Source organism: Enterobacter sp. K16B (assembly GCF_020216105.1).
GTDB classification, from domain to species: Bacteria; Pseudomonadota; Gammaproteobacteria; order Enterobacterales; family Enterobacteriaceae; genus Enterobacter; species Enterobacter sichuanensis.
This window is the reverse complement of sequence record NZ_JAIWJZ010000039.1, coordinates 14,127-36,138: the sequence shown is the minus strand read 5'-3', so window position 1 is coordinate 36,138 and position 22,012 is coordinate 14,127. Positions and strand designations below refer to the sequence as shown.

The following is a 22,012-nucleotide window of genomic DNA, read 5'->3' as shown; positions in this document are numbered from 1 at the left end:
CAGACTCCGTTATTGAATAAGCGGCTGCCAGAGGGTGATCAGCCCCTGCGTCAGCCCCCCGCGCCAGCAAAGCGCGTCGTGCCCGCCGTCAACCTGACGCCAGTAAACCTGCTGTTGCGCATGCAGTTCGGCGTAAATCGCCTGATTCGCGTTGAAAATGAGCGGCTCGTTGCGCCCGGCCTCCAGGACAATGCGCAGCCCACGCGCGGTTATCTCCCCCGCCCTGAGTTGTTCGATAAGGCGTCCCTCCTGCTGCCCGCCGCGATGCGGCCACCAGTAGGAGCCGGACTGGCTTAGCACGCAGCCAAAACGCTGCGGCCAGTTGAGGCCCGCATACAGGGAAGAGAGTCCGCCAAAGCTTTGGCCCGCCACCACCGTACGGTCGGCGCGGTCGCTGAACGGCGCACGTTTTTTGACAAGCGGGAGAAGTTCTTCCTGCACCGCCAGCCAGAAATCGGGGTTACAGGGCAGTTCGCTGTTGCGATGCGCCATGTCGATCACATCGATTAACACGTAGACGGCTGGCGGCAGCTTGCGCCCGGCAGTAAGCGACGCCAGCGCAGGCCAGACGGGCATGCTTTCGGCCCAGAACTGACCGTCGAGCAGCACGGCCAGCGGGCGTTCAGGGTTATCGTCCCCGGTGGTAAAAATCCATACGCGGCGGCGGTTTTTCAGGCGCGCGCTTTCCCATTCAATGCAGACCGGCGCGTTGTGAGGGGTATCGGAATGTTGCCAGCCCGGCTGAACCGGTGCTTCCGGCATCTCCAGCGCCGAGACGGCATGGCCGCGCCCGCCGCGCCAGCTCTGCGGATTCAGCGGGTCAGACACCGCGTGCGGCAAAAGTTTTCGCCAGCCTTCGCGCAGCGCCAGGCGGTCCGGCTTCTGGCCTGCGAACACGGCGTCGGCAAAATCGTTTTCATTCACAGAGGGGATAAAACAGTAGCTCCCGCGCCACGCGGGGAAAAACTCGCCCTGCCACTGCCAGACGTCGGTATCCGGGATGCGTTCGAGGGATTGCGGGCGGGCATTCTGGTGGTGATCGGTCACGCCGGTGATGTAGAGCCAGACGCGTTTGATCGGTGACGTTCTTTGCGTTCCTGCCGGGTCACGCCACCAGAACGTGACGCGATATTTCCCTTTTTCCCGTGTCCATTCAGGCCCGTTTTTCGACTGCCACCACGATTCACTGCCCGTTGTTAACGCCGTCACCCTTATAACCTCATGTTTAACAGTCTTTTTTGTTTCAGAGCAAATTTTATTGATAATATTATTGATAACTATTTGCATTTGCAATAGCGTAGTGGCCGCGCTGTGGGAAGCGCTCATAAAACAACCATAAAAGCAGGACGTACAATGAATAAGAAGATTCACTCTCTGGCCTTGCTGGTCAATTTAGGGATTTACGGCGCCGCGCTGCCCGCGCTGGCAGACGATAACAACGCCTCCGCGCAGCACGAAGACACCATGGTCATCACCGCCGCCGAGCAGAACCTGCAGGCACCGGGGGTATCAACCATCACCGCCGATGAGATCCGTAAAAACCCGCCCGCGCGCGACGTGGCGGAAATCATCCGTACTATGCCGGGCGTGAACCTGACCGGGAACTCCACCAGCGGGCAGCGCGGGAATAACCGTCAGATTGATATTCGCGGCATGGGGCCGGAAAACACCCTGATCCTGATCGACGGCAAGCCGGTGACCAGCCGTAACTCCATCCGTCTGGGCTGGCGCGGCGAGCGTGATACCCGCGGCGATACCGGCTGGGTACCACCAGAGATGATCGAGCGCATCGAAGTGATCCGCGGACCGGCGGCCGCGCGCTACGGCAACGGTGCGGCAGGCGGCGTGGTGAACATCATCACCAAAAAGTTCGACGACCAGTGGCATGGCTCCTGGAACACCTACCTGAATGCGCCAGAACACAAGGACGAAGGTTCCACCAAACGCACCAACTTCAGCCTGAGCGGCCCGCTTGGCGGCGATTTCAGCTTCCGCATGTTTGGTAACCTGGACAAAACGCAAGCCGACGCGTGGGACATCAACCAGGGTCACCAGTCTGAGCGTACCGGCGCCTACGCCAATACTCTGCCGGCTGGCCGGGAAGGTGTGGAGAACAAAGAGATTAACGGGGTGGTCCGCTGGGACTTCGCGCCGATGCAGTCCCTGGAATTTGAAGCAGGTTACAGCCGTCAGAACAACCTCTACGCGGGTGATACTCAGAACACCAACAACGACAACGCGCTGGTGAAAAAGAATTACGGCAAAGAGACCAACCGTATCTATCGCCAGAACTTCGCCGTTACCTGGAACGGCGGCTGGGATAACGGCATAACCACCAGCAACTGGGCGCAGTACGAGCACACCCGCAACTCCCGTCTGGGCGAAGGGCTGGCAGGGGGGCTGGAAGGCCTGTTCAACAGCGAAAAATTCACCGACACCGACCTGGCCGACGTGATGCTGCACAGCGAGATCAACCTGCCGATTGATTTCCTCGTCAACCAGAATCTGACGCTGGGCACCGAATGGAACCAGCAGCGCATGAAGGATTCCACCTCCTTCACGCAAACCCAGCAGGGCGGCACTATCCCGGGGATGAGTAACGATCGCAGTCCGTACACCTCGGCAGAGATTTTCTCCCTGTTCGCCGAGAACAATATGGAGCTAACCGACAGCACCATGCTGACCCCGGCGTTGCGCTTCGACCATCACACCATCGTCGGCAACAACTGGAGCCCATCCCTGAACCTGTCGCAAGGTCTGGGGGATAACTTCACGCTGAAGATGGGGATCGCGCGGGCTTACAAAGCGCCGAGTCTGTACCAGACCAACCCAAACTACCTGCTCTACAGCAAAGGCCAGGGCTGCTACGCCAGCTCCGATGGTGTGGGCTGCTACATGATGGGTAATGAGGATCTGAAGGCCGAAACCAGCATCAACAAAGAGATTGGTCTGGAGTGGAAGCGCGACGGCTGGCTGGCGGGCGTGACCTGGTTCCGCAACGACTACCGCGACAAGATTGAAGCGGGCTACGCGCCGATTGGTCACACCTCTTCCGGTAAAGTGCAGACCGATATCTACCAGTGGGAAAACGTGCCGAAAGCGGTAGTTGAAGGGCTGGAAGGCTCCCTGAACGTGCCGGTCAGCGACACGATTAACTGGACCAATAACATCACTTACATGCTGCAGAGCAAGAACAAGGAGACCGGCGATCGTCTGTCGATTATCCCGGAGTACACGCTGAACTCGACCCTGAGCTGGCAGGTCCATCAGGACGTGTCGCTCCAGTCAACTTTCACCTGGTACGGCAAGCAGCAGCCGAAGAAGTACAACTACAAAGGTCAGCCGGTGACCGGTTCTGAGAAAGACGAAGTCAGCCCGTACAGCATCGTGGGTCTGAGCGCGACCTGGGACATGACCAAAAACATCAGCCTGACCGGCGGCGTGGATAACGTATTCGACAAGCGCCAGTGGCGTGCGGGTAATGCCCAGACCACGGGTAACGCCACCACCGGCGCGTATATGTACGGTGCAGGGGCGTATACGTATAATGAACCGGGTCGCACCTGGTATATGAGCGTGAATACGCGTTTTTAAGGCACTGAAGTCAATCCTTCCCTCTCCCCTCAGGGGAGAGGGTCAGGGTGAGGGGAAAACCATGCACACCACCCACCGCACGCTCATTCTCGCCAACCACACCGTCCACCACGTCACCTTCGATCCCACGACCTTCACCGACGCCGATCTCCTCTGGCTCCCTCATCACGCTGAACTTGCAAACGCCGGACGCAAACGCAAAGCAGAGCATCTGGCTGGCCGCATCGCCGCCGCGCATGCCTTACCTGACCACACCGTTCCCGGCATCGGCCCCAGCGGCGAACCACTCTGGCCAGAAGGCATTTCAGGCAGCATCACCCACAGCGGCACGCAGGCAATGGCGGTTGTCGTCCGTCATCCCGATGCGCGGGTGGGTATTGATTGCGAAGCCATACTTCCAGACCGTGAAGCCCGGGAAATCCAGGACGGTATTATTGATGCGCAGGAAGCGATGTGCCTGACGCGTTCGGGCTACCCTTTCGCGCTGGCGCTGACGCTGACGTTTAGCGCCAAAGAGAGTCTGTTTAAGGCGCTCTTTCCGCAGGTGAAGACTTTTATGGATTTTGACTGTGCTCGTATTACGCGACTCGATGAAAGAATACTTACGCTGGCGTTGACCCGCCCACAGGCGGATTTTAAAGAAAACACGCTATTTACACTTCACTGGTTACTTGATGGTAATCAAGTCATCACTTTGCTGTAACGCGCGTCAGGCATCGAAAATCTTTATTCAGCCACTCTTTCACTTCTTTTATTTCTCGCAATGCAAAAAACACTTTTTAGGAATATATCAATCTTCTTTTCCATTTCGGCAGGAGTAGGATAAAAACCCAACAACCATAAACTTTAAATGGATTTATAATGCCGGTAAATGAACGCATTATTCCCACCTCAGGTACCCCGATTAATCCAGGCGGTATTCGACAACTAACCATCGGTGAGATAGCCCTCGCGAAGACGCTTTACGGTTACAGTATCCATTATCATCTGGTGTGGGTACACAGGGAAAGTTATCTTCCTTTTAATCTCCAGCCTGTCGATATAGCGATGAGTCCCAATGGTGAAATGTGGTTTAGAGAAGAAACTTATTCACCTGATTTCTCTTTAGAGGACGACTTAGTTAAGAAACATAGATTTATGCATGAGATGATGCACGTCTGGCAAACACAAAAGGGGATGTTTGTCAGGACCAGAGGATTATTTTCCGGTATTGCTGACTATACTTATAGTTTAGATAAAGTAGATTTATTGCATTATGGGTTAGAGCAGCAAGCATCAATTGTAAGCGATTACTGGTTATTGAAATGCTTTGGCCTGGAAAAAAATCAGAATTTATTACAATACAGGGATATGCATCTTAAAGAAACGCTCTATTACCTCCTGAGTAAATATAAAACAGTTTTAAAAGGATTTCCTGGATGAAAAAACTGCTGATTATTATTGCCATGAGCATTTCAATTACCGGTTGTCCCGGTGGTAAACGAGCCCCCAAAACACGACTAACTTTTATTAACGGCAATCACATTTGTTTCAGCACAAATAAAAATGACATTTTGAAATATTATACAATTTATTCAAGCAAAGCCCATCAGATAAGCATAGTGACGGGTTCCGGATACGGTGATTTAAACGCTTCCTATCCTGATACCTGTATGAATGTTAAATGGGAGAATGAACATACCTACGTAATTCACTACGGCTTAAATGGCAAAGAATATGTACATCAGTTCGATATTGATAAAAATGGCAAGCTAATAAATTTAGGAGAATGATAATGTCACTACCCGCTTACCTATTTCTCTACGACGAGAACGGAATGCTCGTTCAGGGCGAATGTATGATGCCAGGTCGAGAAGGTGCTATCGAAATCATGAACAGCAGCTATGGTGTAAAACAAGCCGTCGATAGCCATACCGGAAATATGACCGGAACACGACAGCATGGCCCGGTTACGCTGCATAAGCAATTAGATAAGGTCAGTCCTTACCTTGCCATTGTCGCTTGCGAAGGAAGACGCCTGCAGAAAGCTATTATTAAATATTATGAAATTATTGAAGCGGGAGCAGAAAGAGAGATCTACACCATCACGCTTGATAGCGTGGTAATCTCATCTTTAGATTTTACACATGTATACTATCCAGGTAGTTCTGCGCCTAACATGCATGAAGTAGTAGGCCTGCGATTTCGGGGCATTCAATGGAACTATGTGAAAGGAAATATCAGATATGATGATGCATGGATGAAACCTGCGCAGAAAGAAAAACAGAATGGTGAATATAAATAAAAAAAATATTGCCCTTCAGTCCCATAGCACATTTAACGCCTGATGGCGCTTCGCTTATCAGACCTACGGTAAACCGGTTTTGTAGGCCGGGTAAGGCATCGCCGCCACCCGGCATGAGGGATGCGACGATGCCTTTGTACGTTCTTCAGATCAAGCCTCAAACATCCGGAAACATCACACTATTCCCCGGCGCTTCCCTGTGCAGATGGATAAAGTTCAGGTGCCGTTCATACTGGTCCAGAATGTCCGTAATCACCTGCTCCTTGCTGTAATCCATCAAATCATTCCCCTGGCTCCCTTCCAGCAGGAAGGTCTCCAGCCGGTAGTAGGTCGATTTCCCGCTGCGCGCCCGGTAGGTGAATCCGGGTACCGAGTACTGCTGCGGCCAGATCTGGTAGACAAAGTTCTGCTCGTCGCCCATATGCACCAGCAGATCCAGATGCCCCAGGTTTTCCCCCTCTTCCGGCGGCAGGTTTTTCAGCTCCACATAAGCACCACGCAGTTTCAGCTCCTGCGCCACCTCCTCCATCGCCGGGAAACAGACCGTCTCCATCATCTGGCGTGTGTAGCGCGTGCCCGGGTAGTTCATCAGACGCGACAGACGTTTCTTCCAGCTCAGCCTGTCCTGCGCCCCCATCGGACGTGGCGCGGTGTCGCGGCTGGCGCTGACGCGGCGGTAATCTTCCACTTTGAGCGATTTATACAAACCGGCCATCACGAAGAAGATGACGAAGCTGAACGGCAGCCCCATGATCACCGTGGTGTTCTGCAGGGCGGAAATGCCGTTGGTCATCAGCATGCCGAGCGTCAGCAGGCCGATGGCGACGGACCAGAAGATGCGCAGCCAGTTTGGCGCGTCGCTGTTGATGTCTTTAAGCTTCGAGGTGAAGTTGCCCAGCACCAGCGCGCCGGAATCCGCCGAGGTGACGTAGAACAGCAGGCCGGTAATGGTCGCCACGGACGCGCTAAAGGTAAACGCCGGATACTGCGCCAGCAGGCTGTAGAAGCCGCGCTCCGGGTGCGCCATCGCTTCCTGCGCAAAGGTCGCGTTGCCGTGGATAATCTCATGCAGCGCGCTGTTACCAAACACCGACAGCCACAGCAGTGTAAAGGTGAACGGGATAATCAGCGTGCCCATCACAAACTGACGGATGGTGCGGCCACGTGAAATACGCGCCAGGAACAGGCCAACGAACGGCGACCAAGCCACCCACCACGCCCAGAAGAAGAGCGTCCAGTTGTTCATCCACTCCACCGGACGATCAAAGGCGAAGCTGTTCAGCGTCATGCCCATAAAGCGGTTCACGTAGTCGCCCACGTTCAGTACTAAGGCATTGAGCAGGAACGAGGTATCACCCATAAACAACACGAACAGGATCAGACCCAGCGCCAGCGCGACGTTCAGCTCGGAGAGCACGCGGATGCCCTTATCCACGCCGGAGGTCACCGAAATGGTGGCGATAATCACCGAGAGCGCAATCAGCGCCGCTTTCGCCGCCATCGAATCCGGAATATCAAACAGCACGCTCAGCCCATAGTTGAGCTGCACCACGCCAATCCCCAGCGTGGTGGCGATCCCGAAGATGGTGCCGATCACCGCTGCAATATCCACGCTGTGGCCAATCGGGCCGTTTATTTTTTTCCCGAATATCGGGTACAGCGCGGAGCGGATGGTCAGAGGCAAATTATAACGGTAGCTAAAGTATCCCAGCGCCATCCCCATCAGGGCGTACATCGACCAGCCGGTCAGGCCGTAGTGGAACAGGGTCCAGACCATCGCCTGGCGCGCGGCCTCCATCGTCTGCCCTGCCCCTTCCGGCGGCTGCATATATTGCGTGACCGGTTCGGCCACCGAGAAGAACATCAGATCGATGCCGATACCTGCGGCAAACAGCATCGCCGCCCAGCTCAGCAGGCTGAACTCGGGTTTTGAGTGCTCGGGCCCGAGCTTCACGGAGCCGAAACGCGAACAGGCCACGCAGACCACAAAGACGATATAGAGCGTCGCCGCCAGTAAGTAGTACCAGCCGAAGGTCTTCGACACCCAGTTCAGGGTGCGTCCAATCCACTCGGCAGAGAAGTTGCTAAAGAAGATCGTCGTCAGGGAAAACAACAAAATCAGTCCTGCGGAGGTATAAAAAACAACCGGATTGATTTTGTCCTTTTCTCTGTTTTGCGAAAGATCTGTCATCCAGTATCCCCACTGTTTTTGTAACTATTAAAATCCAAATCCGCAACAATTAAGACACATTTTATATTGAACGTCCAATCAAAAACCGCTTTAATGGTTAACCAACGCTGATGAATGGAGTGGCAATAATGCCCAAAGTGGGGATGCAGCCGATCCGGCGCAGGCAACTGATCAACGCCACGCTGGAAGCAATAAATGAAGTGGGAATGCATGACGCGACGATCGCGCAGATCGCCCGTCGCGCAGGCGTTTCCACGGGGATCATCAGTCACTACTTCAGAGACAAAAACGGCCTGCTGGAAGCGACCATGCGCGACATTACCGGCCAGCTGCGCGACGCGGTATTAAGCCGCCTGCATGCCCTGCCGGACGGCAGCGCGGAGCAGCGCCTGCAGGCGATTGTCGGCGGTAACTTTGATGAAACCCAGGTCAGCAGCGCGGCGATGAAGGCCTGGCTGGCCTTCTGGGCGAGCAGCATGCACCAGCCGATGCTCTACCGCCTGCAGCAGGTGAGCAGCCGCCGCCTGCTCTCAAACCTGGTGTACGAGTTCCGCCGCGAGCTGCCGCGCGAACAGGCCCAGGAAGCGGGCTACGGGCTGGCGGCACTGATTGACGGCCTGTGGCTGCGTGCCGCCCTGAGCGGTAAACCGCTGGATAAAAATCTGGCCCAGTCGCTCACCAGCCACTTCATCAGCCAGCATTTACCGACCGAATAACCGAGGAGAATTTATGTCCCGAATGGCAGAACAGCAGCTTTATATCAATGGTGGTTATACATCCGCCACCAGCGGTCGCACCTTCGAGACCATTAACCCGGCCAACGGTGAAGTCCTGGCAAGCGTGCAGGCCGCCGGGCGCGAGGATGTGGACCGCGCCGTGGAAAGCGCAAAGCGCGGGCAAAAGATCTGGGCGTCAATGACTGCGATGGAGCGTTCGCGCATTCTGCGTCGCGCCGTCGACATCCTGCGCGAGCGTAACGACGAGCTGGCAAAGCTGGAAACCCTCGACACCGGTAAAGCGTATTCCGAAACCTCAACCGTGGACATCGTCACCGGCGCGGACGTGCTGGAGTATTACGCGGGGCTGATCCCGGCGCTGGAAGGCAGCCAGATCCCCCTGCGCGAGACGTCGTTCGTCTACACCCGCCGCGAACCGCTGGGCGTAGTGGCGGGCATTGGCGCGTGGAACTACCCGATCCAGATCGCCCTGTGGAAATCCGCCCCGGCGCTGGCGGCAGGTAACGCGATGATCTTCAAGCCAAGCGAAGTGACCCCGCTCACCGCCCTGAAACTTGCCGAAATCTATACCGAAGCGGGTCTGCCGGACGGCGTGTTTAACGTCCTGCCGGGCGTGGGTGCGGAGACCGGCCAGTACCTGACTGAACATCCGGGTATCGCTAAAGTCTCCTTTACAGGCGGCGTCGCCAGCGGCAAAAAAGTGATGGCCAACGCGGCGGGCTCGTCCCTGAAAGAGGTGACGATGGAGCTGGGTGGCAAATCTCCGCTGATTATTTTCGACGATGCGGATCTCGATCTCGCGGCCGACATCGCCATGATGGCGAACTTTTTCAGCTCCGGCCAGGTGTGCACCAACGGCACCCGCGTGTTCGTCCCCGCAAAGGTTAAGGCAGCGTTTGAGCAGAAAATCGTTGAGCGCGTGGGCCGCATCCGCGCGGGCGATCTGTTCGATGAACGCACCAACTTTGGCCCGCTGGTCAGCTTCCCGCACCGTGACAATGTGCTGCGCTACATCGCCAAAGGCAAAGCAGAAGGCGCGCGCGTGCTGTGCGGCGGTGACGTGCTGAAGGGCGAAGGTTTTGATAACGGCGCGTGGGTAGCCCCGACCGTGTTCACTGACTGCACCGACGAGATGACCATCGTGCGCGAGGAGATCTTCGGCCCGGTGATGTCCATCCTCACCTACGCGTCCGAGGAAGAAGCGATCCGCCGCGCCAACGACACCGACTACGGTCTGGCGGCGGGTATCGTCACGGCCGACCTGAACCGCGCCCACGGCGCCATTCATCAGCTCGAAGCGGGCATCTGCTGGATCAACACCTGGGGGGAATCCCCGGCGGAGATGCCGGTTGGCGGCTACAAACACTCCGGCATTGGCCGCGAGAATGGGGTGATGACGCTGCAAAGCTACACCCAGGTGAAGTCCATCCAGGTTGAGATGGGTAAATTCCAGTCCATATTTTAACCGGGAGGTTTTTTTGCAATTTGACTACATCATTATCGGAGCTGGCTCTGCCGGCAACGTTCTGGCGACACGACTGACTGAAGATCCGGCTACCACCGTCCTGCTGCTTGAGGCGGGCGGCCCGGATTACCGCTTTGACTTCCGCACCCAGATGCCCGCCGCGCTGGCGTTTCCGCTGCAGGGCAAGCGCTACAACTGGGCGTACGAAACCGAACCTGAGCCGTACATGAACAACCGCCGCATGGAGTGCGGACGCGGCAAAGGGCTGGGCGGCTCGTCGCTGATCAACGGCATGTGCTACATCCGCGGTAACGCGATGGATCTGGACAACTGGGCCAAAGAGCCAGGTCTGGAACACTGGAGCTATCTCAACTGCCTGCCCTACTACCGCAAGGCAGAAACCCGTGACGTGGGCCCGAACGACTACCACGGCGGCGACGGCCCGGTGAGCGTCACCACCTCTAAGCCGGGCGTGAACCCGCTGTTTGAAGCGATGGTGGAAGCGGGCGTGCAGGCGGGCTACCCGCGCACCGACGATCTTAACGGCTATCAGCAGGAGGGCTTCGGCCCGATGGACCGCACGGTGACGCCGCAGGGCCGACGCGCCAGCACCGCGCGCGGCTATCTCGATCAGGCCAAACCGCGCCCGAACCTGACCATCCGCACCCACGCCATGACCGATCGCATTCTGTTTGACGGCAAACGTGCGTCAGGCGTCGAGTGGCTGGAGAGCGAAAGCACTATTCCGTCCAGAGCGACGGCGAAAAAAGAGGTGCTGCTGTGTGCAGGCGCGATTGCTTCGCCGCAGATCCTTCAGCGCTCCGGCGTGGGCAACGCGGACCTGCTGAAGCAGTTCGATATTCCGCTGGTCCACGACCTGCCCGGCGTGGGCGAAAACCTGCAGGATCACCTGGAGATGTACCTCCAGTACGAATGCAAAGAGCCGGTCTCCCTGTACCCTGCCCTGCAGTGGTGGAACCAGCCGAAGATTGGCGCCGAGTGGCTGTTTGGCGGCACCGGCGTGGGGGCGAGCAACCACTTCGAGGCGGGCGGGTTTATCCGCAGCCGCGAGGAGTTTGAATGGCCGAACATTCAGTACCACTTCCTGCCGGTAGCCATTAACTACAACGGTTCAAACGCGGTAAAAGAGCACGGCTTCCAGTGCCACGTGGGCTCCATGCGCTCGCCAAGCCGTGGGCACGTGCGTATTAAATCGCGCGATCCGCACCAGCATCCGGCGATCCTGTTCAACTATATGTCCCACGAGCAGGACTGGCAGGAGTTCCGCGATGCGATCCGCATCACCCGTGAGATCATGCACCAACCGGCGCTGGACAAATACCGCGGCCGCGAAATCAGCCCGGGTATCGAATGCCAGACCGACGAGCAGCTGGACGAGTTCGTGCGTAATCACGCCGAAACCGCCTTCCACCCGTGCGGGAGCTGCAAAATGGGCTATGACGAGATGGCAGTGGTCGACGGCGAAGGCCGCGTTCACGGGCTGGAAGGGTTACGCGTGGTGGATGCGTCGATTATGCCGCAGATCATTACCGGCAACCTGAATGCCACGACCATCATGATTGGCGAGAAAATTGCCGACGCCATTCGCGGGCGCGAGCCGCTGGCGAAGAGCACGGCGGCGTATTATGTGGCGAACGGGGCACCGGTGAGGCGCTGAGTGCCCCTCACCCTAACCCTCTCCCCAAAAGGGCGAGGGGACTTAAAACACCCTCTCCCCTTTGGGGAGAGGGCTGGATGAGGGAAAATTACGTCCGAAACGCCTCTAACCGCGTAATCTGCCGCCCTTCTCCGTCAAAATTCTCCGCCGCCAACCAGGCGCGCAGCTCTGCGTCTCTTTGCGGCCATTCGCCGTCTATAATAGAAAGCATATCGCTGTCGCGGTTACGCCCTTTGCGCACCAGCTTCTGCCGCAGGCGCCCTTCCCAGACAAACCCCAGCCGCTCTGCCGCCCTGCGCGAGGCGATGTTCATCGAATCGCACTTCCACTCCACCCGGCGGTAGCCGTGTTCGAACGCATTTTTCAGCAGCAGCCATACCGTTTCGGTGCCGATGCGGGAGCCTTTCATCTTCCGCGACCAGGTCACGTGACCGATTTCGACCGACCCCAGTAGCCGCTCGTTGGCCATATAGCTCACCAGCCCCACCGCGCGCTCGGTGCGTAAATCAATGACGGCAAACGGCACCAGCTCATCGTCCATCACCTTCGCCATGATCCAATGCGCAGTGGCTTCCACACTCATGGGCTGTGTGCTGGCAAGCCACGTCCAGTCGCTGTCGTCGCCCAGCGCGTAGGCCTCGTAAAGATCGGCCGCGTGGCGATCGGCCTCCAGCGGCTCCAGACGGCAATACTGGCCGAACAGCGGCGTGCGGGTCAGCACGCGCGCGCCTTTCCAGTCGGGAACAATATCGTTGACGGTTTGACCATGTTGATTAATTTCGGGCACGGCAGTGACTCCCTGAAAGGTAAGGATTTTGTTATAGCAGGTTAAAAAGCGGGCGAAAAGCAGCGTATGTTAATAGCCCGAACGCATGCATTATTCCTGGAGGGCATAAGCAAAGCAGAATTTCGACTTTGCGTATGTCCTTCGCCAGCCTAACGTAGCGGAACATAAAACAAACAATATATTTTCTTCAGGGATCGCTATGACAAAAAAACTGCTGCCTTTACTGGTGCTGGCTACACTCTCCGCTGCGGCTCACGCGGCTACGCCCCCCAATACGCTGGTTGTCGCCCAGGGACTTGATGACATTGTGAGCCTCGACCCGGCCGAAGCCAACGAGCTTTCCAGTATCCAGACCGTGCCCAGCCTGTATCAGCGCCTGGTGCAGCCGGACCGCAACAACCCGGAAAAAATCACCCCGATTCTGGCAGAAAGCTGGCAGGCGGACGCGGCAGCAAAAACCCTGACTATCAAACTCAGGCCCGATGCCAGATTTGCCTCCGGCAACCCGCTGCGTCCGGAAGACGTGATCTTCTCCTATACCCGCGCCGTGACGCTGAACAAATCCCCGGCCTTTATTCTCAACGTGCTGGGCTGGGAGGCAAGCAACATCGCCAGCCAGCTGAAGAAAGTGGATGACCACACCGTGCAGCTGCACTGGACGGCGGACGTCAGCCCTGCCGTGGCGCTCAACATTCTCTCCACGCCGATCGCCTCCATCGTCGATGAGAAGCAGGTCGCGGCGAACGTGAAGGATAACGACTTCGGCAACGCGTGGCTGAAAATGCACTCGGCGGGCAGCGGCGCGTTCAAAATGCGCGTCTACCAGCCGCATCAGGCCATTGTGCTGGAAGCCAACGACTCGGCGCCCGGTGGCGCGCCCAAGCTTAAGAGCATCATCATTAAAAACGTTCCCGATCCGGCTTCCCGCCGCCTGCTGATCCAGCAGGGCGACGCGGACGTGGCGCGCGATCTGGGTGCAGACCAGATCAGCGCGCTCGACGGCAAGCCGGGCGTGAAGGTACTGAGCATCCCGTCTGCGGAGCAGAATTACCTGGTGTTTAACACCGGCAACAGCGCCAACCCGCTGCTGAACAACCCGGCCTTCTGGGAAGCGGCGCGCTGGCTGGTGGACTATGACGGCATTACCAAAAACCTGCTGAAAGGCCAGTATTTTGTCCATCAGAGCTTCCTGCCGGTCGGTCTGCCGGGCGCGCTGGAAGATAATCCGTTTAAATTTGATCCGGCGAAAGCGAAAGCCATCCTCGCCAAAGCGGGTATTAAAGACGCCCACTTCACCCTGGACGTGGAGAACAAACCGCCGTTTATCACCATCGCGCAGTCGATGCAGGCGAGCTTTGCGCAGGGTGGCGTGAAGGTGGATCTGTTGCCCGCCGCCGGTAGCCAGGTGTACGCCCGCGTGCGCGCGAAGCAACATCAGGCGGCAATTCGTCTGTGGATCCCGGACTACTTTGACGCGCACTCCAACGCCAGCGCCTTCGCGTGGAACGACGGCAAATCCAGTACCGTGGCCGGACTGAACGGCTGGAAAATTCCGGAGCTGAACAAGGCCACGCTGGCGGCGGTGGCCGAGCCGGATCCGGCGAAACGTCTGGATCTGTACAAGAAAATGCAGGAACAGCTGCAGCACAACTCGCCGTATGTGTTCGTCGACCAGGGCAAAACCCAGATCGTGGTGCGCGAAAACGTGAAGGGGTATCAGCAGGGGCTGAACGCGGATATGGTCTGGTACGATCGCGTCACAAAATAGCCCTTGTTGCCGGGTGGCGCTGCGCTTACCCGGCCTACGTTCTCGGTTTTTGTAGGCCGGGTAAGGCGAAGCCGCCACCCGGCATGAAGAGATTTCCCATGCCACATCTTTCCACCCGCGTGCTTCAGGGTCTGCTGACCCTGCTGCTGACGCTTTTCGGGCTGCTGCTCGTCACCTTTGCGCTTTCGGCGTTTTCCCCGGTCGATCGCGTGCTGCAGATCGTCGGCGATCATGCCAGCCAGTCCACGTACGATCAGGTTCGCCACCAGCTCGGACTGGATCGGCCTCTTCCCGTGCAGTTCTGGCACTATCTGCAGAGCCTCGCCCACGGTGATTTAGGCACCGCCAGCGCCACCGGACAGCCGGTGCTGCAGGATCTGCTGCACGCCTTTCCCGCCACGCTCGAACTGGCCACGCTGGCGCTGATTATCGGCACCGTGCTCGGCGTGGTTGCCGGGATACTGTGTGCCCGCTACGCCGGTTCGCCGCTCGATTTAGCCATCAGAACGCTCACCCTGCTCGGTAACTCGGTGCCGATTTTCTGGCTCGGGCTGCTGATGCTGGCCCTGTTCTACGCAAAGCTGCAGTGGAGCGCGGGCCCCGGCAGGCTGGACGACATCTGGCAGTTTACCGTGGAGCCGCGCACCGGCTTTGCACTGATTGATACCTGGCTTTCCGGCGACCGGGAGGCATTTCGTAATGCCGTCAGCCACCTGGTGTTGCCGGTGCTGCTGCTGGCCTACTACTCGCTGGCGAGCATTACCCGCCTGACGCGCTCGGCTTGTCTGAGCGAGATGAACAAAGAGTACATCCTGCTCGCCCGCGCCAAGGGCGCCGGGGAGATGACCATTCTGCTGCGCCACGTGCTGCCGAACATTCGCAGCACCCTGCTGACGGTGATTGCCCTGGCCTATACCAGCATGCTGGAAGGCGCGGTGTTAACGGAAACCGTCTTCTCGTGGCCGGGCATCGGGCGCTATCTCACCACCGCTCTGTTCGCCGGAGACACTACGGCGGTGATGGGCGGCACGCTGCTGATTGGTATCTGTTTTGTGCTGATCAATAACCTTACCGACCTGCTTGTGCGGGCAACCGATCCCAGGGTGCGCTGATGCCGTTTTATCTTTTCTTACGCCGCCTGCGCCGCTCCCCCGCCGCCTTTTGCGGGCTGGTCGCCATCGCGCTGCTGGTGCTGACAGCCCTGTTCGCGCCGTGGCTTGCGCCGGTGGACCCAAACTGGCAGGACGCCGCCGCGCGCCTGCAGGCACCGAACGCCCAGCACTGGCTGGGCACCGACAGCTACGGGCGCGATCTGCTCTCGCGCCTGATTTACGGCACACGCCCGGCGCTCGGGCTGGTCGCTTTAGTGACCGTTATCACCCTCCCCGCCGGTCTGCTGGTGGGCATATTATCCGGTTACTACGGCGGCTGGCTGGAGCGCATCCTGATGCGCTTTACCGACGTGGTGATGTCGATGCCGCGTCTGATCCTCGCCTTCGCGTTTGTGGCGATGCTCGGCCCGGGGCTGGTCAACGGTGCGCTGGCGCTGGCCTTAACCACCTGGCCGGCCTATGCGCGTCAGGCCCGGAGTGAAATTCAACGCCTGCGCCACAGCGATTACCTGTCCGCCGCCGAGATGATGGGCATTCGCGGCCTGCGCCTGCTGGTCGGCCATATTCTGCCCCTGTGTCTGCCCTCCGCGATTGTGCGCTTAGCGCTGGATCTGGCAGGGATTATTCTGGCTGCCGCCGGGCTGGGCTTCCTCGGCCTCGGCGCACGTCCGCCGATGGCTGAATGGGGAGCGATGATTGCCGACGGCATGCAGGTGATTTTCGACCAGTGGTGGATTGCTGCCATTCCGGGCGGGGCCATTCTGTTTGCCAGCCTGGCCTTTAACCTGCTGGGCGATGGCCTGCGCGACGTACTGGAGCCACAGCATGACTGAACACCGCGTTATCGTCGATGCGCTGAGTATCGACTACCCTTCCGCCCGCGTGGTCAACGGCCTGAGCTTTACGTTAGGCAACGAGCGACTGGCGCTGGTGGGTGAATCCGGCTCGGGGAAATCCATGTCTGCCCGCGCCCTGATGGGGCTGGTACGCCAGCCCGGCATCGTGCGCGCTAAGCAGCTTAACGTGCTGGGCAATGATGTGCTGACCCTGAACAGCCGCTGCTGGCAGGCGCTGCGCGGCAACGGCATTGCGATGGTCCTGCAGGATCCGCGCTATGCGCTTAACCCGGTGAAAAGCGTCGCCGCTCAACTGCAAGAGGCATTGACTCTGCATCAGCGCCTGCCCCGTTCAGAACGCCTTGAACGTATACACGATATTATCCGCGCCGTCGGGCTCAATGAGCACGTGCTTCAGCGTTACCCCGGCGAACTCTCCGGCGGCATGGGGCAGCGGGTGATGATTGCGATGGCGCTGATCAACAACCCGCAGGTGCTGATTGCCGACGAACCGACGTCGGCGCTGGACGCCCGCCTGCGTAACCAGATCCTCGAACTGCTGGTGCAGCAGTGCGAAGCGCGACAGATGGCGATGCTGTTAATCAGCCACGACCTGCCGCTGGTGGCGGAGCACTGCGACCGGGTGCTGGTGATGTATCAGGGCGAAAAGGTCGACGAGATGGCGGCACGCCAGCTCCCGCAGGCAACGCATCCGTACACCCGCACCCTGTGGACCTGTCGTCCGAACGCCAGTACCTATGGACAGATGCTGCCGACGCTTGACCGTTCGCAGCCGTGGAAGGAGGCCGACAATGTCGCTCGTTGAGGTGAATCAGCTCCACGTGAGCTTTGGGGAGAAAACGGCGGTATCCGCCGCCAGCTTTAGCGTCGAAAAAGGGGAAACCTTCAGCCTGATTGGCGAATCCGGCTGCGGGAAATCAACCCTTCTGCGCGTGCTGGCGGGGCTGCAGCGCGAGTGGCGCGGAAGCCTCTCGCTGCTGGGCGGCGCGGTTCGGCCTGGGCAGCGTTTTACCGGCCCGCTGCGCCGCAACGTGCAGATGGTGTTTCAGGATCCGTGGGCCTCGCTGCACCCAAACCACACGATTGCACGCACCCTTTCGGAGCCGTTAACAATCCACGGTGAAACGCAGATTGCCCGAAAAGTCGAAGACGCCTTGCAGCAGGTAGGGTTGCCTGCCGACGCGGGTAAACGTTATCCGCACCAGCTTTCCGGCGGCCAGCGTCAGCGCGTGGCGATTGCCCGGGCGCTGCTGCTGCGCCCGCAGCTTCTGCTGCTGGATGAACCCACCTCGGCGCTGGATATGTCCGTCCAGGCGGAAATTCTGAACCTGCTCAACCGCTTAAAAGCCAGGCACGAGATGACCTATCTGCTGGTGAGCCACGACGCGGACGTGATTGCCCATATGTCCGACCGGGCGGCGTTTATGGCGCATGGGGAGATCCAGAAGGTGTTTGACCGGGAGGCGATGTTGCGGGGCGAGCACAGGATGAGGTAAACCGTGCGGCGGCGAGTGCCGCACGGATTTCGTAGGCCGGGTAAGGCGTCGCCGCCACCCGGCAACAAATCACTTGAGCAGCTTCACCGTGGCATCGATGTCGATCTCATCTTCGGTGAAGATCAACGTCGTATTCTGGAAGGTGGTGATCGCCAGTTTCTTCACCGTGCGCATTTCGCCCGGCTTTTTGTCGGATTTCGGTTTGATGCTGTTCATCAGCAGCCCGACCGACAGCACCGCATTCTCTTTATCGATTTTGGTATCCACGGGCTCTTCTTCGCTGAACACCACGAAGGATTTGATCGAGGTGAGCTTCACGCGCTCGCCCGCAATATAGAGATGCTTGCTTTCCGGGATCACCTTCACCGCATAGGCGGAAAGCCCTTTGTTGTTGGTGGTCGGCTCGAAGGTGACCGCCGCGTCTTTCTTAATCAGATCAGGGTTGGCGACCTTAATCACATGAAAATAGCGGTTGTCGCCGTTTTCATCTTTGATAAATCCAAAGCCTTTATCTTTAAACCACGTCGTGATTGTTCCGTTCATCGCTGTTACCGCCTGTCAGATCGTAATGACTAAAGTTTTGCAGCGCGCAGTGTAATGCACAATGGCGGAGGAGACAAAAAAAAGCCCCTGCACGGGGGCAGGGGAAAACTCATGTCAGAGCTTATTAGTATTGAGTATTTAGTTGAACACCATCCCACCATCAATCAACAGCGACTGGCCGGTCATGTAGTCGGAATCGGGTCCTGCCAGGTATGAGACGCAGGCAGCGACATCTTCCGGTTCGGACAGGCGGCCAAGCGTGATGCGTTTGGCAAAGGTTTCGGTCCCGTAGCCGAGCGGTTTACCCGCTGCCTCGGAGACCTGACGGTCGATCTCCGCCCACATCGGCGTTTTCACGATGCCCGGGCAGTAAGCGTTAACGGTGATCCCCAGCGGCGCGAGATCCCGTGCGGCGGTCTGGGTTAAGCCGCGCACCGCGAACTTGCTGGAACTGTAGACGGCCAGCTCCGGGTTACCGGTGTGGCCCGCCTGGGAACAAGCGTTGATGATTTTCCCGCCGTGCCCCTCTTTACGAAACGCGTCAATCGCGGCCTGAATGCCCCAGATCACCCCTTTCACGTTAATGTTGTAGACCTTATCGACAATCTCCGGGGTGATGGATTCGATCGGGGTGGACGGCGCGATCCCGGCGTTGTTAACGATCACGTGGAAACCACCCAGCGCAGTGCGGGCTTTCTCCACCGCGGCAAATACCTGCTCGCGGTCAGAGACATCCACCTTCACGGCGACGGCGTTACCGCCGTTGCGGATGATTTCGTCGGCCACGGCTCTTGCCGTCTCGGCGTTATAGTCGGCGATGGCGACGGCAAAGCCATCTTTCACCAGGCGCAGCGCAATCGCTTTACCAATCCCCTGGCCTGAGCCTGTTACGAGAGCAACTTTTTGCATTTCTCTGTCCTTATCGTGAGTCACAAAATCTGGCTGAGATGGAGCTGGCCCATCAGCAGCGGGTTATCGCTGTAGTCGACGGGAATGGCCACCACGGCCGGGCCATTGACATCCATCGCCGCGCGCAGCGTCGGCTCGAGCGCCTCGGCGCTCTCCACGGCAAAGCCCTTCGCGCCGAAGGCATCGGCATAGGCTTTGAAATCGACCGGGCCGAACTCGACGCCGGAAAGACGCTGGTACTTTTTCTCTTCCTGAATGGCGACCATGTTGTAGCCGTTATCCACCCAGATGATGTGCAGCACGTTGGCGTTGAGACGTACCGCAGTTTCCAGCTCCATGCTCGACTGCAGGAAGCCACCATCACCGGAGACCGAGACCACCTTGCGCCCCGGGTTGACCAGCCACGCGCCAATCGCCCACGGCAGGGCGACGCCCATGGTCTGCTGACCGTTGGAGATCATCACCTGACGCGCCCGGAAGCTGTAGAGGTAGCGGGCGATCCAGATGTGGAAGCTGCCCATATCCACGGTGAGCGTAACGTCGTTATTGACGATGTCCTGCATGGCGCGAACGATGCGCAGCGGATGCAGGGCAAACTGGTTGAGGGACGCGCCGCGGCGATCGAGCAGATCGCGCTGATGCTGGCGGTCGACCAGAATCTCTGAGGCTCGCTGGCTCAGCTCCAGCTTGTGATCGATGCGGTTCGCGAGCAGATTCAGGGTTTCGGCGATGTCCCCCACCAGCTCCAGATCCGGCACGTAGTTACGCTCTTCATAGGCGGGCAGCACATCAATGTGCACCAGCGTGGCATCACCGCTGTTCCACATCGACGGCTCGTATTCCACCGGGCTGTAGCCGATGCAGATAATCAGGTCCGCCAGATGGAGCAGCCTGTCGCCCGCCTGATTATTGAACAGACCGACGCGTCCGGCGAAGCGGGTGAAGTGCTCCTGGTTCACCGCCCCGGCGGCCTGATAGGTGCTGGTGACCGGAATACGGCTTTTCTCCAGTAGCTTGCGCAGCGCCGCGCTGTTGGCCGGCTGGCTCGCCATCAGCCCCAGCAGGATGACCGGGTTTTTGGCCTTTTCGATAAGCTTCGCCACGTCGTTAATGGCGGATTCCGGCGCCGGGCCCATCAGCGCCGGGCCGCTGGCAGGTAAAATTGCTCCGGTAGCGGGCTGGTCGACAATATCCTGCGGCAGGCTGACGAACGCGCCCCCCGGCCTGCCGTGCTCGGCGGCGCGAAACGCGTTCGATACCACTTCGGCAATCGCATCCGGTGAACTGACTTCCACCGCGTATTTGGTGACCGGGCTGAACATGGCGACAGTGTCCATGCTCTGATGCACCAGCTTGGCTTTATCCGCCCGCTTCACCGCCCCGCCCAGCGCCACCACCGGGTCGCCTTCGCTGTTGGCGGTGGCAATGCCGGTGATCAGGTTCGAGCAGCCCGGCCCGGAGGTGACCAGTGCCCCCCGGCTTTACCGGTCAACCGGCCTACTGCCGCCGCCATAAACGCCGCGTTGGCCTCGTGGCGCACCGGGATGATTTCAATGGACGAGTCCAGCAGGGAGTCAAAGACTTTGTCGATTTTCGCACCCGGGATCCCGAACACCTGCTTCACGCCCTGCGCTTCCAGCTGGCCGACAACCAAATCGGCGCCGTGCGCCCACTGACGTGACTGTTTCTCACTGTTCACGGTAGTTCTCCTGTTAGTTTTCGACGGAACGGATCGCGGCATCGAGGTCGCTGGGGTGCAGGTTGGCCTGTAAAAACGCGCTGTCGGCGGGCAGGTCAATCATCAGCTTGTGAATTTCACCGAAGGTGAGCACGCCGCTCTCCAGCTGGTAGTCGAGCAGATGGCCTCCGCCCTGGCGGTCGTCGGTGATGAAATGTTCGTGGTAACCCGCCACGTTGATCCCCTGCATATGCTGCGGCGTGCGGAACCCGACCAGCACCCCTTCGCGCTGGTTGAAGCGGAACACCGGCTGGTCGTCCAGCACGTCGGTCATCGCACGGTACGGCGGCGTCTGGCGCGGTACCGTGCGGGTGTGGGCGTGGCGGAAGTTGCCGTCGATACGCAGGGCGCAGAACAGGTTATCGGAGGGGATCTGTTGGTCGATCACGTCGTGGATCTGCTGACGGCTGACCGGCCCCTCGAAGGTTTTGCGATACTGCGGCTGGAACCAGGTCATCACCGCGAACGGCGTTTTCTGCTCTGGCTTCGCGGCCCGGGCGCTGCCGTCGGCGCGCAGCTGATACACCTGGCTGCTGAAGGCAATCATTTCGCCGTCCAGCTCGTTGAAGGTGCCCAGACCAAAATCACCGTGCGCCAGCAGATCGGCGATGGTGGTCTCCCCCTCATACACGCCGCTTAGCAGGGCGCTCATTAGCGATGTCTGATAGATCACGCTGTCAGGATGCCGGGCGGAGAACCCGCGCAGGGTCTCGCACAAGCTGGCCTCACAGTCGCAGGCAGATGAATGCATCATCATGCTCGTCCTCTTCAACTTTATTTAGAAAGGTTAAATAAATGTTGACCCGATTCAGCAGAGAGTTCCAATATAGAATCCATGGTGGTTTGAGACGTT

General features: G+C 58.5%; 19 protein-coding genes and 1 pseudogene. 13 read left to right on the top strand and 7 right to left on the bottom strand.

The features are described from left to right. Positions 1–9: 9 nt before the first annotated feature. On the bottom strand, positions 10–1,209 hold the full coding sequence (fes, locus tag LDK53_RS10110; RefSeq protein ID WP_225286660.1) for an enterochelin esterase: 1,200 nt from the start codon (positions 1,207–1,209) through the stop codon (positions 10–12). Positions 1,210–1,353: 144 nt separating this feature from the next. Between fes and LDK53_RS10105 the strand changes: the two genes are divergently transcribed. From LDK53_RS10105 to LDK53_RS10085, 5 genes are all read left to right on the top strand, one after another. After that, positions 1,354–3,594, top strand: coding sequence for a TonB-dependent siderophore receptor (locus tag LDK53_RS10105; RefSeq protein ID WP_225286648.1), 2,241 nt, complete (start codon positions 1,354–1,356; stop codon positions 3,592–3,594). A gap of 61 nt (positions 3,595–3,655) precedes the next feature. Continuing rightward, positions 3,656–4,297, top strand: coding sequence for an enterobactin synthase subunit EntD (gene entD / locus LDK53_RS10100; RefSeq protein WP_225286626.1), 642 nt, complete (start codon positions 3,656–3,658; stop codon positions 4,295–4,297). A gap of 158 nt (positions 4,298–4,455) precedes the next feature. Continuing rightward, entirely contained in the window at positions 4,456–5,016 is a 561-nt protein-coding gene (locus tag LDK53_RS10095; protein ID WP_225286613.1) for a type IV secretion protein Rhs, read from the top strand. After that, a complete protein-coding gene (locus LDK53_RS10090; RefSeq protein ID WP_095441072.1) occupies positions 5,013–5,366 on the top strand; it encodes a putative T6SS immunity periplasmic lipoprotein in 354 nt (117 codons plus the stop codon). Before LDK53_RS10095 ends, LDK53_RS10090 begins: the two co-directional genes overlap by 4 nt. A gap of 2 nt (positions 5,367–5,368) precedes the next feature. Beyond that, a complete protein-coding gene (locus LDK53_RS10085; protein WP_059386208.1) occupies positions 5,369–5,878 on the top strand; it encodes an Hcp family type VI secretion system effector in 510 nt (169 codons plus the stop codon). A 157-nt stretch (positions 5,879–6,035) separates the two neighbouring features. Here LDK53_RS10085 and betT read toward each other — a convergent pair whose 3' ends face one another. After that, positions 6,036–8,069 (bottom strand): choline BCCT transporter BetT, encoded by a 2,034-nt coding sequence (gene betT / locus LDK53_RS10080; RefSeq protein ID WP_025759672.1) that lies wholly within the window; start codon positions 8,067–8,069, stop codon positions 6,036–6,038. Between the two features lie 128 nt (positions 8,070–8,197). On the opposite strand from betT, the gene betI reads away from it, so the two are divergent. Genes betI through betA form a run of 3 tightly spaced genes read left to right on the top strand, consistent with a single transcriptional unit; the run spans position 8,198 to position 11,949 of the window. Beyond that, entirely contained in the window at positions 8,198–8,785 is a 588-nt protein-coding gene (betI, locus tag LDK53_RS10075) for a transcriptional regulator BetI (RefSeq protein ID WP_025759674.1), read from the top strand. Between the two features lie 13 nt (positions 8,786–8,798). Beyond that, the gene (betB, locus tag LDK53_RS10070) at positions 8,799–10,271 is read left to right on the top strand and encodes a betaine-aldehyde dehydrogenase (RefSeq protein WP_225286611.1); all 1,473 of its coding nucleotides are present in this window, start codon (positions 8,799–8,801) and stop codon (positions 10,269–10,271) included. Positions 10,272–10,284: 13 nt separating this feature from the next. Then, complete coding sequence (gene betA / locus LDK53_RS10065; RefSeq protein ID WP_225286600.1) at positions 10,285–11,949, top strand: choline dehydrogenase; 1,665 nt, start codon at positions 10,285–10,287, stop codon at positions 11,947–11,949. Between the two features lie 88 nt (positions 11,950–12,037). On the opposite strand, the gene LDK53_RS10060 is transcribed toward betA, so the two are convergent. Beyond that, on the bottom strand, positions 12,038–12,736 hold the full coding sequence (locus LDK53_RS10060) for a GNAT family N-acetyltransferase (RefSeq protein WP_225286590.1): 699 nt from the start codon (positions 12,734–12,736) through the stop codon (positions 12,038–12,040). 199 nt (positions 12,737–12,935) lie between these two features. Here LDK53_RS10060 and LDK53_RS10055 point away from each other — a divergent pair, with 199 nt between their 5' ends. From LDK53_RS10055 to LDK53_RS10035, 5 genes are all read left to right on the top strand, one after another. Next, entirely contained in the window at positions 12,936–14,504 is a 1,569-nt protein-coding gene (locus tag LDK53_RS10055; protein WP_104557809.1) for an ABC transporter substrate-binding protein, read from the top strand. A 98-nt stretch (positions 14,505–14,602) separates the two neighbouring features. Further along, entirely contained in the window at positions 14,603–15,616 is a 1,014-nt protein-coding gene (locus tag LDK53_RS10050; RefSeq protein WP_047957974.1) for an ABC transporter permease, read from the top strand. Further along, complete coding sequence (locus LDK53_RS10045; RefSeq protein ID WP_225286579.1) at positions 15,616–16,449, top strand: ABC transporter permease; 834 nt, start codon at positions 15,616–15,618, stop codon at positions 16,447–16,449. The genes LDK53_RS10050 and LDK53_RS10045 overlap by 1 nt, the downstream gene beginning before the upstream one ends. Continuing rightward, complete coding sequence (locus tag LDK53_RS10040; protein ID WP_225286568.1) at positions 16,442–17,278, top strand: ABC transporter ATP-binding protein; 837 nt, start codon at positions 16,442–16,444, stop codon at positions 17,276–17,278. The genes LDK53_RS10045 and LDK53_RS10040 overlap by 8 nt, the downstream gene beginning before the upstream one ends. After that, the gene (locus tag LDK53_RS10035) at positions 17,265–17,969 is read left to right on the top strand and encodes an ABC transporter ATP-binding protein (protein WP_225286547.1); all 705 of its coding nucleotides are present in this window, start codon (positions 17,265–17,267) and stop codon (positions 17,967–17,969) included. The genes LDK53_RS10040 and LDK53_RS10035 overlap by 14 nt, the downstream gene beginning before the upstream one ends. A 69-nt stretch (positions 17,970–18,038) precedes the next feature. Here LDK53_RS10035 and LDK53_RS10030 read toward each other — a convergent pair whose 3' ends face one another. The 4 genes and pseudogenes from LDK53_RS10030 to budA form a co-directional block, all read right to left on the bottom strand. Beyond that, positions 18,039–18,512 carry a cold-shock protein gene (locus tag LDK53_RS10030; protein WP_008499407.1) on the bottom strand — a complete coding sequence of 158 codons (474 nt, stop codon included), beginning with the start codon at positions 18,510–18,512 and terminating at the stop codon, positions 18,039–18,041. A 138-nt stretch (positions 18,513–18,650) separates the two neighbouring features. Further along, positions 18,651–19,421, bottom strand: a complete 771-nt coding sequence (locus LDK53_RS10025) for a (S)-acetoin forming diacetyl reductase (RefSeq protein WP_023618768.1) — start codon at positions 19,419–19,421, stop codon at positions 18,651–18,653. Between the two features lie 20 nt (positions 19,422–19,441). After that, positions 19,442–21,162, bottom strand: a pseudogene (alsS, locus tag LDK53_RS10020) (acetolactate synthase AlsS). Then, complete coding sequence (budA, locus tag LDK53_RS10015) at positions 21,134–21,913, bottom strand: acetolactate decarboxylase (protein ID WP_025759687.1); 780 nt, start codon at positions 21,911–21,913, stop codon at positions 21,134–21,136. Before budA ends, alsS begins: the two are co-directional and overlap by 29 nt. Positions 21,914–22,012 lie beyond the last annotated feature (99 nt).

Coding starts and splice junctions, on each gene's coding strand:
- LDK53_RS10025 (WP_023618768.1), bottom strand. CDS start 19,421: ATGCAAAAAGTTGCTCTCGTAACAGGCTCAGGCCAGGGGATTGGTAAA.
- betB (WP_225286611.1), top strand. CDS start 8,799: ATGTCCCGAATGGCAGAACAGCAGCTTTATATCAATGGTGGTTATACA.
- LDK53_RS10095 (WP_225286613.1), top strand. CDS start 4,456: ATGCCGGTAAATGAACGCATTATTCCCACCTCAGGTACCCCGATTAAT.
- LDK53_RS10030 (WP_008499407.1), bottom strand. CDS start 18,512: ATGAACGGAACAATCACGACGTGGTTTAAAGATAAAGGCTTTGGATTT.
- LDK53_RS10035 (WP_225286547.1), top strand. CDS start 17,265: ATGTCGCTCGTTGAGGTGAATCAGCTCCACGTGAGCTTTGGGGAGAAA.
- LDK53_RS10085 (WP_059386208.1), top strand. CDS start 5,369: ATGTCACTACCCGCTTACCTATTTCTCTACGACGAGAACGGAATGCTC.
- LDK53_RS10045 (WP_225286579.1), top strand. CDS start 15,616: ATGCCGTTTTATCTTTTCTTACGCCGCCTGCGCCGCTCCCCCGCCGCC.
- LDK53_RS10090 (WP_095441072.1), top strand. CDS start 5,013: ATGAAAAAACTGCTGATTATTATTGCCATGAGCATTTCAATTACCGGT.
- LDK53_RS10040 (WP_225286568.1), top strand. CDS start 16,442: ATGACTGAACACCGCGTTATCGTCGATGCGCTGAGTATCGACTACCCT.
- entD (WP_225286626.1), top strand. CDS start 3,656: ATGCACACCACCCACCGCACGCTCATTCTCGCCAACCACACCGTCCAC.
- LDK53_RS10105 (WP_225286648.1), top strand. CDS start 1,354: ATGAATAAGAAGATTCACTCTCTGGCCTTGCTGGTCAATTTAGGGATT.
- betI (WP_025759674.1), top strand. CDS start 8,198: ATGCCCAAAGTGGGGATGCAGCCGATCCGGCGCAGGCAACTGATCAAC.
- LDK53_RS10055 (WP_104557809.1), top strand. CDS start 12,936: ATGACAAAAAAACTGCTGCCTTTACTGGTGCTGGCTACACTCTCCGCT.
- betT (WP_025759672.1), bottom strand. CDS start 8,069: ATGACAGATCTTTCGCAAAACAGAGAAAAGGACAAAATCAATCCGGTT.
- budA (WP_025759687.1), bottom strand. CDS start 21,913: ATGATGCATTCATCTGCCTGCGACTGTGAGGCCAGCTTGTGCGAGACC.
- LDK53_RS10050 (WP_047957974.1), top strand. CDS start 14,603: ATGCCACATCTTTCCACCCGCGTGCTTCAGGGTCTGCTGACCCTGCTG.